Origin of the sequence: Streptomyces sp. NPDC006314, assembly GCF_040613075.1 — a bacterium.
Classification (GTDB): Bacteria; Actinomycetota; Actinomycetes; order Streptomycetales; family Streptomycetaceae; genus Streptomyces.
Map to the genome: position 1 here is coordinate 35,485 of NZ_JBEXRL010000026.1, position 13,135 is coordinate 48,619.

The 13,135-nt window shown below is 73.4% G+C and carries 12 protein-coding genes and 1 riboswitch; of the genes, 7 read left to right on the forward strand and 5 right to left on the reverse strand.

Annotation, left to right across the window (positions count from 1 at the left end; genetic code table 11):
- Positions 1 to 20: 20 nt before the first annotated feature.
- Positions 21 to 159: riboswitch (cobalamin riboswitch) on the reverse strand.
- Between the two features lie 177 nt (positions 160 to 336).
- A complete protein-coding gene (locus ABZ079_RS32580; RefSeq protein WP_356943055.1) occupies positions 337 to 564 on the reverse strand; it encodes a hypothetical protein in 228 nt (75 codons plus the stop codon).
- 34 nt (positions 565 to 598) lie between these two features.
- The gene (locus ABZ079_RS32585) at positions 599 to 1,861 is read right to left on the reverse strand and encodes an inorganic phosphate transporter (RefSeq protein ID WP_356943056.1); all 1,263 of its coding nucleotides are present in this window, start codon (positions 1,859 to 1,861) and stop codon (positions 599 to 601) included.
- 946 nt (positions 1,862 to 2,807) lie between these two features.
- Here ABZ079_RS32585 and ABZ079_RS32590 point away from each other — a divergent pair.
- The 3 genes from ABZ079_RS32590 to ABZ079_RS32600 all read left to right on the forward strand — a co-directional run bounded on the left by ABZ079_RS32590 (position 2,808) and on the right by ABZ079_RS32600 (position 6,504).
- Positions 2,808 to 3,572, forward strand: a complete 765-nt coding sequence (locus ABZ079_RS32590) for a class II aldolase/adducin family protein (RefSeq protein WP_356943057.1) — start codon at positions 2,808 to 2,810, stop codon at positions 3,570 to 3,572.
- A 217-nt stretch (positions 3,573 to 3,789) separates the two neighbouring features.
- Entirely contained in the window at positions 3,790 to 4,917 is a 1,128-nt protein-coding gene (locus tag ABZ079_RS32595) for an alpha/beta fold hydrolase (RefSeq protein ID WP_356943058.1), read from the forward strand.
- Between the two features lie 168 nt (positions 4,918 to 5,085).
- Positions 5,086 to 6,504: a hypothetical protein gene (locus ABZ079_RS32600; protein WP_356943059.1), complete on the forward strand. Its 1,419-nt coding sequence runs from the start codon at positions 5,086 to 5,088 to the stop codon at positions 6,502 to 6,504.
- Between the two features lie 40 nt (positions 6,505 to 6,544).
- On the opposite strand, the gene ABZ079_RS32605 is transcribed toward ABZ079_RS32600, so the two are convergent.
- A complete protein-coding gene (locus ABZ079_RS32605) occupies positions 6,545 to 6,958 on the reverse strand; it encodes a VOC family protein (RefSeq protein ID WP_356943060.1) in 414 nt (137 codons plus the stop codon).
- Between the two features lie 69 nt (positions 6,959 to 7,027).
- Positions 7,028 to 7,915: a neutral zinc metallopeptidase gene (locus ABZ079_RS32610; protein ID WP_356943061.1), complete on the reverse strand. Its 888-nt coding sequence runs from the start codon at positions 7,913 to 7,915 to the stop codon at positions 7,028 to 7,030.
- A 444-nt stretch (positions 7,916 to 8,359) separates the two neighbouring features.
- Here ABZ079_RS32610 and ABZ079_RS32615 point away from each other — a divergent pair, with 444 nt between their 5' ends.
- From ABZ079_RS32615 to ABZ079_RS32630, 4 genes are all read left to right on the forward strand, one after another.
- Positions 8,360 to 8,992, forward strand: coding sequence for a hypothetical protein (locus tag ABZ079_RS32615; protein WP_356943062.1), 633 nt, complete (start codon positions 8,360 to 8,362; stop codon positions 8,990 to 8,992).
- A gap of 92 nt (positions 8,993 to 9,084) precedes the next feature.
- The gene (locus ABZ079_RS32620) at positions 9,085 to 10,683 is read left to right on the forward strand and encodes an ABC-F family ATP-binding cassette domain-containing protein (protein WP_356943063.1); all 1,599 of its coding nucleotides are present in this window, start codon (positions 9,085 to 9,087) and stop codon (positions 10,681 to 10,683) included.
- Positions 10,684 to 11,019: 336 nt separating this feature from the next.
- Positions 11,020 to 11,241: a helix-turn-helix domain-containing protein gene (locus ABZ079_RS32625; protein ID WP_004002281.1), complete on the forward strand. Its 222-nt coding sequence runs from the start codon at positions 11,020 to 11,022 to the stop codon at positions 11,239 to 11,241.
- Positions 11,242 to 11,387: 146 nt separating this feature from the next.
- Positions 11,388 to 12,191: an enoyl-CoA hydratase/isomerase family protein gene (locus ABZ079_RS32630; protein WP_356943064.1), complete on the forward strand. Its 804-nt coding sequence runs from the start codon at positions 11,388 to 11,390 to the stop codon at positions 12,189 to 12,191.
- A gap of 105 nt (positions 12,192 to 12,296) precedes the next feature.
- On the opposite strand, the gene ABZ079_RS32635 is transcribed toward ABZ079_RS32630, so the two are convergent.
- The gene (locus ABZ079_RS32635) at positions 12,297 to 13,022 is read right to left on the reverse strand and encodes a nucleopolyhedrovirus P10 family protein (RefSeq protein ID WP_356943065.1); all 726 of its coding nucleotides are present in this window, start codon (positions 13,020 to 13,022) and stop codon (positions 12,297 to 12,299) included.
- Positions 13,023 to 13,135 lie beyond the last annotated feature (113 nt).

Here is a 13,135-nt window from a genome sequence, read left to right on the forward strand (position 1 = left end):
ACTCAGGGTGTCCGCGCCCTGGTTCGACGAGATTCGGCGGTGAGAGTTCCTGGCTCCCGGGGGTTCTTCCCCGGTGACAGTGGCGGGACCGCGCCGGATTCGCACCGGCTTCCTCTCCTGCCGCCGTACATGGCCCGGACAGTCCACCACGCGCCCGGAACGGCCGTCAACTTGCCGTTGACCTGCAGGGGGAGAGTGTGCCGATCCCCACACCGCGGGGGCGCGAGGGGCATGCCAGAGGCTCCCCTCCGCAACAGCGGGAGAGGAGCCTCGGGGTACTCGGTCCAGGCCGGGGCCGACGGGTGCCGGTTCCGGCCTTGGCCCACGGGCGCCAGGTCAGGCCTTGCCCACGATCAGGTAGATGCCGTACGCCACCGCCGCCGCGCAGGCCGCGAAGCAGACATAGGCACCGGTGACGGCGAGGGCGGCGGAGTCGCCCTGGGCCGCCGCCTGCTCGCGCCGGGACAGGCCCTTGATGCCGAGGGTGAACAGGGCCACCAGGCCCACCGTGACCACGAGGCTGACGCCGAAGACGGAGCCGAGGGCCGCCCAGTCGATCTTCATGGGGATGCTTCCTTCAGTTACCGGGTGCCCGGGGTCAGACGGTGGCGGCCGGCGGGGTCGCCGTAGCCGCGTGGGTGGGGTCGGCGGCCGAAGCCGGGCCGGTGGCCTGGGCCGGGAAGGAGAGGTCCAGAGCCGGGCCCGCCGGGGGCGGGATCACGGCGGCGATGGCGGTGGTCACCACGCCGGCCGGCTCCTCGTTCTCGGCGACGACGTTGGTGTGGTCGACGACCTCGCGGCGGGAGATCTTCCAGATCGCGGCGCTGGCGGCGATCAGGAAGACGGCGACGGCGGCGGTGCCCCAGTCACCCAGGTCCGTGACGGACTCGGCGCCCGCGCCGACCAGTGCGGCGGCCGGGAGGGTCAGCGCCCAGGCGAGGAACATGCGGGTCGCGGTGGACCAGCGGACCACACCGCCCTTGCGGCCCAGACCCGCACCCATCACCGAGCCGGAGACGACGTGCGTGGTGGAGAGGGAGAAGCCGAGGTGAGAGGAGGCCAGGATGGCGGTCGCGGCGCTGGTCTGGGCGGCGAAGCCCTGGCGCGGCTCCAGGTCGGTCAGGCCCTTGCCCATCGTGCGGATGATCCGCCAGCCGCCGATGTAGGTGCCGAGCGCGATCGCCAGGCCCGCGGAGAGGATCACCCAGGAGGGAGGGTTCGAGCCGGGCGCGATGGCGCCGCCCGCGATCAGCGCGAGGGTGATGATGCCCATCGTCTTCTGGGCGTCGTTGGTGCCGTGGGCGAGGGAGACCAGGCCGGCGGAGGCGATCTGGCCGGCGCGGTAGCCCTTGCGGGTGGCCTCGCCCTCGGCCTGGCCGCCGATGCCGTAGGAGAAGCGGGTGGCCAGCATGGACGCGACGCCCGCCACGATCGGCGCGGCGACCGCCGGGAGCAGCACCTTGGTGACCAGGACGTCACCGTGCACGGCGCCCAGGCCCGCGGAGGCGACGGTGGCGCCGATCAGCCCGCCCATCAGGGCGTGGGAGGAACTGGAGGGCAGTCCGACCAGCCAGGTCAGCAGGTTCCAGAGGATCGCGCCGACCAGGGCGGCGAAGATGACCTCGGGACGGATGCCGGTCTCGTCGACGAGACCCTTGGAGATCGTGTTCGCGACCTCCACCGAGAGGAAGGCGCCCACAAGATTGAGGGCGGCGGACATGGTCACCGCGATCTTGGGCTTCAGAGCGCCTGTGGAGATGGTGGTGGCCATCGCGTTCGCTGTGTCGTGGAAACCGTTCGTGAAATCGAACGCGAGTGCGGTTACTACCACAATCGCGAGGATCAGCGAGAAGCTTTCCATTTACCCAGGCAATCGTTCGAGGTCATTGGCTGATTGAACGTAGGCAACCTGGGTGAACGGAAGATGAACTGGGACGGGCGCGAGGATGTCAGTAACGCGCGGGGGAGGTTCCGTTTGCCTCGGCCGGCCCAGACGCCCCTTGAATACCGGCCCCGCACGAAGGTCCGCGGCCGGGCCGCCGGCCCGTCGATGAGACGTTGGTCACCCGACGGCCCGGCGCTTGGTGCGGTGCCGCCGGAGCGTCCGGTACCGCCAGCCGCCCGGCAGCGACCGGCCGCGAGGTGCCGTGACGGGGGATCCACAGGGCGTGCGCGGAGGAGGGCGCGCGGGTGCTGCCGGTGCGGAGCCTCCACCACCGGTCGTCGTGCGGATCACCGGGCGGAGGGCGGTCTCGCGCTCCGTCTCCCTGCCGATGGACCGGAGTCAGCGGGCCATCCGCCGTCCTGCTCAGCCCGTGGCGTAGCGCTTCCCGCTGGAGAGGTCGTACTCGACGTCCGGCGCGGGCGGCAGCGTTCGGCCATCCGCCGGCGGCCGCCTTCACGTGGATGGACCGCGCGCCCTTCGCCTGGGCGGCCGGCCGGTCGACCCCGCTTCCGGTGGACGCACCGTCGTCCCCCGGGACAACCACGCGAGTGCCGCCGGGGGTCAGGCCTCCGGAGTGCCCGCGGACGCGGTCGCGGTGCCCGCGAGCGCCGTCGTGGCCGCCGCGAGGACACCGGGCGCGGCGACGGGGGAGGCGGGTGCACGGCCGTGCGCCGCCGCCCCGGAGTCGGCGGGCGAAGGACCGCCGGAGGGCAGGAGAGGTCACTGAGTTCCGGCGATCACCGGAGAGGCGCCCCTTCGCGGTGATCCGCTACGGCATCCGGCCGCTCGGAGGCATGCCCTCCGGTTCCGCCCCGCACCAGCCAGTCCCACCCCGCGCCGGCCCGGCTGGCAGGATCGCCGCATGGCTGAACAGCGACGGGACGCATCAGGGGAACCGGCAGGCGACGGACCGGGGGAGGCGGCGCGCGGCGAGGTGGCCGGCGGGGCGCGGGAGCCGGTGTCCGGCCGGACGGCGGGAGGGGCCGGGGACGTGGTGTCGGTCTGGGAGGCGCTGGTCGCCACGGCGCGCCGGACCGTCGCCGACGGGCTGGTCGTCGGCACCTCCGGCAACGTCTCCGCACGCCTCGGGGACCTCGTGCTGGTCACCCCGTCGGGCGTCCCGTACCACCGGCTCACCCCGGACGACCTCACCGGCGTCGACCTCACCGGACGCCAGGTGCTCGGCACCCTGGTGCCGACCAGCGAGCTGCCCATGCACCTCGCCGTCTACCGCACCACCGACGCCCGCGCGGTCGTCCACACCCACGCCGTGCACGCGACCGCGGTCTCCACGCTCGTGCCCGAACTCCCGCCGGTCCACTACATGGCCGGCGCCCTCGGCGGACCCGTGCGGGTCGCCCCCTACGCGACGTACGGCAGCGAGGAGCTGGCCGAGAACATGCTCCGCGCGCTCGCCGGCCGCTCCGCCTGCCTGTTGCGGAACCACGGCACGATCACCTACGGCACCGACCTCGACCAGGCCTACGACCGGACCGCCCAGCTGGAATGGATGTGCCGCCTGTGGCTGACGGCGTCCTCGGTGCCGGGCCTGACGCCGTCCCTGCTGACGGAGGCACAACTGACCGAAGCGGGGGCACGCTTGAAGGGATACGGCCAACGGAGGTGACACCTTGCTGCACAGTCCCCTGCTCCGACGGTTCCTCGACCGGCTCTCCCCGGGCCGCGGCCCCTCGTTCACGCCGGTCCCCTCGATCCGCCGCGACGGCGCTCGGTCACGACGTGCGGTTCGGAGGTCCCCCCACACCCTCAAGGCGGTGGCGGAGCTGCCACCCCGCCCCGGCCCTCCGCTGGCCGGTGGCCGGAACCACCACGACACTGGACCCGTGCGCCCAGTCAAAGCGACCGCCACCGCACTCACCGCCGTCCTCGCCGCCGGCATGGCCTCCGTGGCCGCCGGCCGGCTCGCCAGTGACGCCGCGCTGAAGGCACCCGCCGGCCGCCCCCTGCCCACCGAGCCGCGGCTCACCGTGCACGGCACGGACGCCGGCCGGATCGCGCTCACCCGCGACCTGGCCTCCCTGCGCCCCGGCACCTACGGCCTGGCCGGCGACGGCTCCCACGCCGTCGTCGGGCCCGTTCTGGAGGCGGCCCCGCACACGGCCGACACCGTCGTACGCCGCCTGGACCGCGTCACCCACGGCACCCTCGCCCCCGGCGACGCGGTGTGGCTCACCCCCAACCTCTACATCGGCAACCCGGGCGCCGCCCTCGGCCTCGACCACGCCGACGTCGACGTGCCCGGCGAACTCGGTGCGCTGCCCGCCTGGTTCCTGCCCGGCCACCGGGACACCTGGGTGATCGCCGTGCACGGCCTCGGCGCCACCCGCGAGCACGTCATGAACGTCATGGGTTTCCTGCACGGCCGCCGCATGCCGGTCCTCGCGCTCGCCTACCGCGGCGACCTCGGCGCCCCACGCCCGCCGGACGGGCTGAACCACCTCGGCGAGACCGAGTGGCGGGATGTGGACGCCGCGATCCGCTACGCCGTCCGCTACGGCGCCCGCCGGGTCGTCCTCCTCGGCTGGTCCACCGGCGCCACCATGGCCCTGCGCGCCGCCGAGCACTCCGCCGTGCGCGAGCGCGTCGCCGGGCTGATCCTCGACTCACCGGTGCTCAGCTGGGAGGCCACGCTGCGTGCCCTCGCCCGGGCCCGCCACACCCCGCAGCCGCTGCTGCCGCTCGCGGTGCGGGCCGCACAGGGCCGGGCCGGACTGCACGCCCACCGGGCCGCCGAGATCACCGACCCCGCCCGGCTCGTCGTACCCACCCTGATCATCCACGGCCCGGACGACGAGGTGGCGCCGTGGGAGTACTCCCGCCGTCTCGCCCGGCACCGCGCCGACCTGGTGGCGCTGCACACCGTCCGGGGTGCCCCGCACGCGGCCATGTGGAACGCGGATCCCAAGGAGTACGAGGAGCGTCTGCGCCGCTTCCTGACCCCGCTGATGTGAGGGCCGGCCGGCCCGGGGCCTGACCGGTCCCGGCCATTCCGTTTAAGGCTGTACGGCTGGCCTGATCCCGCCCGCAGGCCCGCACCCGACGCCGTGCGTTGGCCAGCCCCGTCGCCCGCCGTGACATTCCGTTTGGGTTTTCGGACCGTCAACCGGAAGACTGCACCCGTGACGTCCCGTATCCCGCGCGACTCCAGGCTTCGACTCGTCCGACCGCGACCCCTGGCCGCCGCCCCCACAGCTGTGAACCAGCGGCGCCCCCGCCGCCCCGCACCCCGGCCGCCGGAGGGCACCCCCGCACCCGCCGAACTGGCCAGAACGGCACGCGTCCGCCTGGCCGGTCCGGTCCGCGTCGCCCGCTGGGCCGACGCCGCCCTCGGCCCCGGCAGCGACGGCGCCACCGCCGACGGCAAGGCCACCCTCTCCGACGCGACCGCCGAACGGGCCGCCGCCGACCTCGGCCTGAGTGCCGCTCAGATCCGCGCCGACTGGGACACCGCCCGCCTCGCCGGACTCGTCGAGGTGCACGGCGACAGCGCGCGCCCCGGCTGGCGGCTGCGCGCCTGGGACCGCGACGACAGCGCCGTGCTGCGCGGCTGGGTCGCCCTCTTCGACGCCTGGTCGCTCGCCCACCCCGAACCCGCGGGGCAGGAGCCGGCCGCCGTCGCCGAGGTCGTCTCGGCCATGCCCCAGGTGCTCTCCTTCCTCCAGCTGTCCGCCGGGCCCGTCCCGGTCGAGCAGCTGCTCGACCTGCTCCAGCAGCGGGTCACCGAACTGCGCACCGAGCGCTGCGAGGTCTCCTACGAGCCCGGTACCGAGCAGACCGCCGGATCCCCGAGCCCGGCCGCCCCCGCCCCCGCCGCAAACGCCCCGCTCGCGCCCCTGCTCGACTGGGCGCTGCGGGCCCTCGCCTCCGTCGGCGCCCTCACCTACGGTGATGGCCAGGCCACGCTCACCCCGCTGGGCAGCTGGGCGGTCTGGGTCAAGCTGGAGCAGATCTGCGTGGCCGCGCAGAGCCCCGCCGGGAACATCGAGCAGTCTGCCGAGGACATGCTCCGCGGCTGCGCCCAGCTCCGCCCCAACGCCGCCCGCGCCGAGTACCGCGCCTGGCTCGCCGCCCGCCCCGTCGGCAGCGCCGTCACCGAGCTGATCGAAGCCGCCCGCGGCGAGGACGCCCTGCTGCGCGGCCTGGCCTTCGAGGCGCTGCGTGTCGTCGGCGCCCCTGCGGAGCCCGACGTACGGGCCGTCCTGGACGAGCCGGCGCTCAGACCGTACGCCCTGCTGTGGCTCGCCGAGCACGACGGCGTCGACCCGGAGGACGCCCACGAGGCCCTCACCCGCGAGGAGGCCACCTGGCTCTGGGTGGACACCGCCGCGGCCGTCGCCGACCACGGCGAGGCGCCGATGCTGGTCCGGCATCTGGAGGCCGCGCTGCAGCCCACCGTCCCCCAACTGCTCGACGAGGTCCGCGCCGTCGGCCACCCGCGCACCGTGCAGGTCCTGGTCGCCCTCGCCGCCGCGCATCCCGACCCGGCCCTGGCCAAGGCCGTGCGCCGGGCCGCCTTCCAGGTGCACACCGGGGGATGAGCACACCTGGGGACTGCCGGCGTGCTCCCGGAGGCTGGGCTCAGGAACCGATCTCGGGAGCGTACGTGCCGAAACTCCAGATGGTGCCTCCGGCGTCCCGGGCCATGTAGTCCCGCCCGCCGTAGTCCTGGTCCGTCGGGGGCATCAGGATCTCCACCCCGTGCTCCACGGCCCGCTGGTGGTGGGCGTCCACGTCGTCCACCACGACGTACACTCCGGCCGGTCCCGCGTCGCTCATCGCCGCGTCGAAGAGGCCGCCGCGGCCCTTGGAGCCGATCATCACCGCGCCGTTGCCCTGCACCAGCTCGGCGTGCATCACCTTGCCGTCCTCGGTCTCGTACACCGACAGCTCGGTGAAGCCCAGGGCCTCCGTCAGCTGCTTGAGCGCCGCCTGCGCGTCCGCGTACAGCAGCGTGGGATAGATGCTCGGCCGTCCCGCGCCCGTGCCTGCCATGCCGATCACTCCTTCGTGCGTCGGTTCGGTGGGCCGCCGTTCAGTCTCGCAGCCGCCACCGGCAACGCCTCAGCGGAACGTGTCGCACTGCTTCATGTCGCCGGTCCGGTACCCCTCCTGGAACCACTGCTGCCGCTGCTGCGCCGACCCGTGCGTCCACGTATCCGGCGTCACCCGGCCCTGGAACCGCTCCTGGATCCGGTCGTCGCCCACGGCCGCCGCGGCGTCCAGGCCGTCGCGGATGTCGGCGGCCCTCAGGCTCGTGATCAGCGGCCGCCCGGTCGACTCGTCCGGGGTGGTCGTCGCGTGACGCGCCCACACGCCCGCGTAGCAGTCCGCCTGCAGCTCCGTCCGCACCGAGTTGCTGTTCGCCCCGGTCAGCCCGTCCTGGGACCGGCCGAGGACGCCCAGCAGGTCCTGCACGTGATGGCCGTACTCGTGCGCGACGACGTACGCCTGCGCGAAGGGGCCGCCGGTGGAGCCGAACTTCGTCCGCAGCTCGTCGAAGAAGCCGAGGTCCAGATAGACCTTCCGGTCTCCCGGGCAGTAGAACGGCCCGACCGCCGAGTTCGCCGCCCCGCACGCCGTGCCGACCCCGCCGCTGAAGAGCACCGTCGGTGAGCCGGTGTACGTCCCGCGGCGCCGCCGGAACTCCTGTGTCCAGTAGTCCTGCACGCTGTTGACGACCGCCACGATCCGGCAGTCGTCCCTGGTGTTCGCGTCCCGCCCGGTACGGCAGGTCTGCTGCACCTGCGCGAGCGAGGAGGCGGTGGGTTCGGCCGAGCCCCCGGAGGACAGCCCCAGCTGGTCCGGGCCCACCCCCAGGAACAGGCCCAGCAGCAGGGCGATCAACCCGACGATGCCACCCCCGATCGTCGCCCGGCCGCCCGGGATCCGGCTGCCTCGCACATCCTGCACCTCGGAGGTGTCCAGGTTCGCGTCGTCGTCGAACTGCACGCGTCACCGCCCTCTGCCCCGCGCCGTCGCGCTCATGTCGCACTCATCGCCCAAGACCGTCCGAAGCCCGGCGGCATCCCTGTCCGCCCCGCCGCCCCCACCGCCGGACGAACATCCGAACGGGCGACTTCCCGGCCCCGCGCGCCACGGCTACCCCGCTCCCGCACTCCGAATCTCACTAGGCTCGGCGTCTTATCCATGGCCGTGGACGGAGAAGGGGGAGAGGTGGCCGTTCCACCACACGGGACACGTCCACCCCACCCCGGCCCCGAGCACCCGCACCGGACGTCCGGCACCGGTGCCCGTCTCCAGAGGTCCGGCGCCGGCACCGGCGCCCGTCAACCGGAGCCCGGTACCGGCGCCCGTCCCACACCGGCTGCCCGGGGCCGGCTCGCGCACGTTCGCCGAGCCGCCGGCCTCCTCCTCGCGCTCTGCCTCCTCGGCATGGCCCACCACGTGCGGCCCGCCCCCTACGGAGACCGTCTCGTCCTCTCCGCGCGCGTGGAGCCCCGGCCGTACACCGGGACGTGGACGCCGCGCGTGCGAGGCACCGCCGTGGCCGCCTACGACACCCGCACCGGCGGGCTGCGCTGGCGGTACGCGCGCGGGGGGCACCGACCGGTTGCCGTGCTGACCGAGCGCGATGAGGTGATCGCGCTCTGGGACGACGGACTGATCACCGACACCGACGGCCGCACGGTGCGCTGGCACCGCGCCCTGCCCGACGCGGCCGAGTGGCTCCCGGCCCAGGGCGGCACCGGTGTCCTGCGCCCCCTCGGGCGTGGCATCCTCGCGGTCGTCACCCCGCGCCGCGTCACCGCCTACCGCACCGCCGACGGCGATCTGCGCTGGCTGCTGCCCGCCCGGAGGGGCTGCGCGTTCCGGCCCGAGCACGCCCTGCGCCGCGGCCCGGCCCTGCTCGTCGCCCAGCCGTGCGCGCACGCCGCCTGGACGGAGCAGCTCGTGGCCCTGGACGACCTGGGGCGGATCACTCCCGACCGCACACCCCTGGGCAATGATCTTCCGGGGCGGCCCGAACGCGTGGACGTAGAAAAACCGCTTGCACGGCGCCGTTAGAATTGGCCCATGGCCATTCTCCTCGCGCATTAGACGGCGGGAACGTCCTCAGCCGCCCACCCGTCAATCCCTGTACGCCCTGGAGTCTGTCCTTGATCTCCGCCTCCGGTATCGAGCTGCGCGCCGGTGCGCGCGTCCTCATCGAGAACGCCACCTTCCGTGTCGCCAAGGGCGACCGCATCGGCCTCGTCGGCCGCAACGGCGCGGGCAAGACCACCCTCACCAAGTGCCTGGCCGGCGAAGGCATCCCGGCCGGCGGCACGATCACCCGCTCCGGCGAGGTCGGTTACCTCCCGCAGGACCCCCGCACCGGTGACCTGGACGTCCTCGCCCGCGACCGCATCCTCTCCGCGCGCGGCCTCGACGTGCTGATCCGCAAGATGCGCGACAACGAGGAGCGCATCGCGAACGGCAGGGGCGGCACCCGCGAGAAGGCCCTCAAGCAGTACGAGCGCCAGGAGACCGAGTTCCTCACCAAGGGCGGGTACGCCGCCGAGGCCGAGGCCGCCACCATCGCCGCCGCGCTCAACCTGCCCGACCGCGTGCTCGGCCAGCCCCTGCACACCCTCTCCGGTGGACAGCGGCGCCGTATCGAGCTGGCCCGCATCCTGTTCTCCGACGCGGACACGCTGCTCCTCGACGAGCCGACCAACCACCTCGACGCGGACTCGATCATCTGGCTGCGGGACTACCTGAAGACCTATCGCGGCGGCTTCATCGTGATCTCCCACGACGTCGACCTGGTCGAGACCGTCGTCAACAAGGTGTTCTACCTGGACGCGAACCGGTCCGCGATCGACATCTACAACATGGGCTGGAAGCTGTACCAGCAGCAGCGCGAGGCCGACGAGAAGCGCCGCAAGCGTGAGCGTGCCAACGCCGAGAAGAAGGCCGCCGCCCTGCACTCGCAGGCCGACAAGATGCGCGCCAAGGCCACCAAGACGGTGGCCGCACAGAACATGGCCCGCCGCGCGGACAAGCTGCTGGCCGGTCTGGAGGCGGCGCGCCAGTCGGACAAGGTCGCCAAGCTCCGCTTCCCGGAGCCCTCGCCCTGCGGCAAGACCCCGCTGATGGCCGAGGGCCTGTCGAAGTCGTACGGCTCCCTGGAGATCTTCACCGACGTCGACCTCGCCATCGACAAGGGCTCCCGGGTCGTCATCCTCGGCCTCAACGGCGCCGGCAAGACCACTCTGCTGCGCCTGCTGGGCGGGGTGGAGAAGCCCGACACCGGCCGGGTCATCGAGGGCCACGGCCTCAAGCTCGGCTACTACGCGCAGGAGCACGAGACGCTGGACGCCGACCGCACGGTCCTGGAGAACATGCGCTCGGCCGCCCCCGACATGGACCTGGTCGAGGTCCGCAAGGTCCTGGGCTCGTTCCTGTTCTCCGGTGACGACGTCGACAAGCCCGCCGGCGTCCTCTCCGGTGGCGAGAAGACCCGTCTCGCCCTGGCGACCCTGGTGGTCTCCTCGGCGAACGTACTCCTCCTCGACGAGCCGACCAACAACCTCGACCCCGCGAGCCGCGAGGAGATCCTCGGCGCCCTGCGCACCTACAAGGGCGCGGTCGTCCTCGTCACCCACGACGAGGGCGCCGTCGAGGCGCTCCAGCCGGAGCGGATCATCCTGCTGCCGGACGGCGTCGAGGACCTCTGGGGTTCCGACTACGCGGATCTCGTCGCCCTGGCGTGATCGAAGAGCCTGATCCACTGCGTATGGATCATTCGGCCCACCCGTGATCCATCATCTGTGTGAGATCTCCTCGTATCGGGGTGTGTCCTACACGGATTTCCCGGCCGATCCCTTGGCAGTCAAGGGATCGGCCGTTTCGCGTCCCTGACCTGGTACTTCACGAATCCACCCGTTCGGCCCTGCGGATCCGGCTTCCCGGAATTCTTGATTCCCCTTGTGGGGATGCGCTCCTGTCGTCACAACGATGTCTCACCGACCTTGCCGAATGGGTGGCCATCACGCCCGGGAGGGGTGATCATGAGGAGACCAGAGCGCACTTCCCATGAGGAGGCACGGGTGGCCGAGACTCTGAAGAAGGGCAGCCGGGTGACCGGCGCCGCGCGCGACAAGCTCGCGGCAGACCTGAAGAAGAAGTACGACTCCGGTGCGAGCATCCGGGCGCTGGCCGAGGAGACCGGCCGCTCGTATGGCTTCGTACACCGGATGCTCAGCGAGTCGGGCGTCACGCTGCGTGGGCGTGGCGGAGCGACCCGGGGCAAGAAGGCCGCATCGTCCTGACTTCGGGCGGCCCATCGGCTTCGATGGTGGCCACCCGGTCGGCGGACTGATCGGCCGGGTGGTTACTGTGCAGTCACTTAAGCGTGCCCCCGCACGCGAGCGTGCCCACGGCACGTGTTGCTGACCGCACCCATCGGAGGCGCCTCATGGCTTCGCCCGACCAGGACCTTGCTCCTGTACTCGACAAGGACGGCGTACGGCTCACCGTCGACGACGCGCTCGCCACGGTGACGCTGACCAACCCGGCCAAGCGCAACGCGCAGAGCCCCGCCCTGTGGCGGGCGCTCACCGAGGCCGGGCGGCTGCTGCCGGGCTCCGTCCGGGTCGTCGTGCTGCGCGGCGAGGGCAAGTCCTTCTCCGCCGGGCTGGACCGTCAGATGTTCACCCCTGAGGGGATCCCGGGCGAGCCGACCTTCACCGATCTCGCGCGCCGCGACGACGCCGGGCTCGACGCGGCCATCGCCGAATTCCAGGAGGCGTTCACCTGGTGGCGGCGGAACGACGTCGTGTCCGTCGCCGCTGTGCAGGGGCATGCCATCGGAGCCGGGTTCCAGCTCGCGCTCGCCTGCGACCTCAGGGTCGTCGCCGACGACGTGCAGTTCGCCATGCGCGAGACCAGCCTGGGCATCGTCCCCGACCTGACCGGCACGCACCCGCTGGTCGGTCTCGTCGGGTACGCCCGCGCGCTCGAGATCTGCGCGACCGGTCGGTTCGTCGGGGCGGCGGAGGCGGTGACGAGCGGGCTGGCCAACCTCGCGGTGCCCTCGGCCGAACTCGACGCTGCCGCGCGCGACCTGGCGGCGGCGCTGCTCGCCGCGCCGCGGGACGCGGTCGTGGAGACCAAGGCGTTGCTGCGGGGCGCCCTCGACCGTACATACGACGACCAGCGTGCGGCGGAGCGGGCTGCTCAGGCCCGGCGGCTGCGGGACCTGGCCGGCGTGGGCGAATGAGCCCGGCGCCGGGGCAGTCGCCCGGCGCCCGCCGCTGGCCCCCCATCACCCTGCCGAACGGCTGCCCACAGCCAGGGGCGTGAGCCGACTGCCCGCGGCGGGCGGTCAGCCCACCGCCGTCACCAGCACGGCCACCGTCGGCCGGTCCTCCAGCGCGTCCCGTACGGCCGCGCGGACCCGCCGGGCCACGTCCACGGCCCGGTGGTCCGCGTGCGTGGCCAGTTCCACGCGCACGTGCCGGTGCGGCAGAGCGGCCTCCGCCCTGCGCTCCTCGAAGTGCACCGCCCGGCCGAGGCCGCCGAGCGACCCCGTCAGGCCGGTCACCCCGGGGGCGGACAGCGCGGCCGCGGCCACCCGCGCCTCGTCCGGGTCCGTGACCTCCCGGGCCGGCGCCGGCCGCGGCGCGCGTACCGCCGTGGTGGCCTCACCGCCCGCCTCCAGCAGGTCCGTCACCCGCAGGTCCACCGCCGTCACCGTGAGACCGAGCCGCCCCGTCGCGGTCGTGGCCAGCGTCAGCCGCAGCCGGGATGCCACCGTCGGCAGCGGCTCGGCGACCGCCGCCGCGAAGTCCACCGTCACCCGCAGCGCACCCGGCGGCAGCGCACCCGGAGGAGCCGGTACGACGGGCTCCTGGGTCTCCTCCGGATCGGCGAGCGCGATCCGCAGCGCGCCCAGCCGCACCTCCGGCACCTCGCCCGCCACCGCGCGCTCCAGCACCGCCCCGGCCGCGTCTTCCGCGATCCACGCTCCGTCGCGCGGTCCGCCGAGCGGCAGCAGCCTGCCCAGCCCCACGTGCTGCCGCACTGCCTGTGTCCACCGGTCCTCCGTCATACCTCCAGCCTGCCGTATCCCCGGCGCGCATCCGAGGAGCCTTGCTCACGGTGGTCGAACGACGCCCACCGGAGGGACGTACGGCGATGACCGCACGACGACGACCCCAGAGG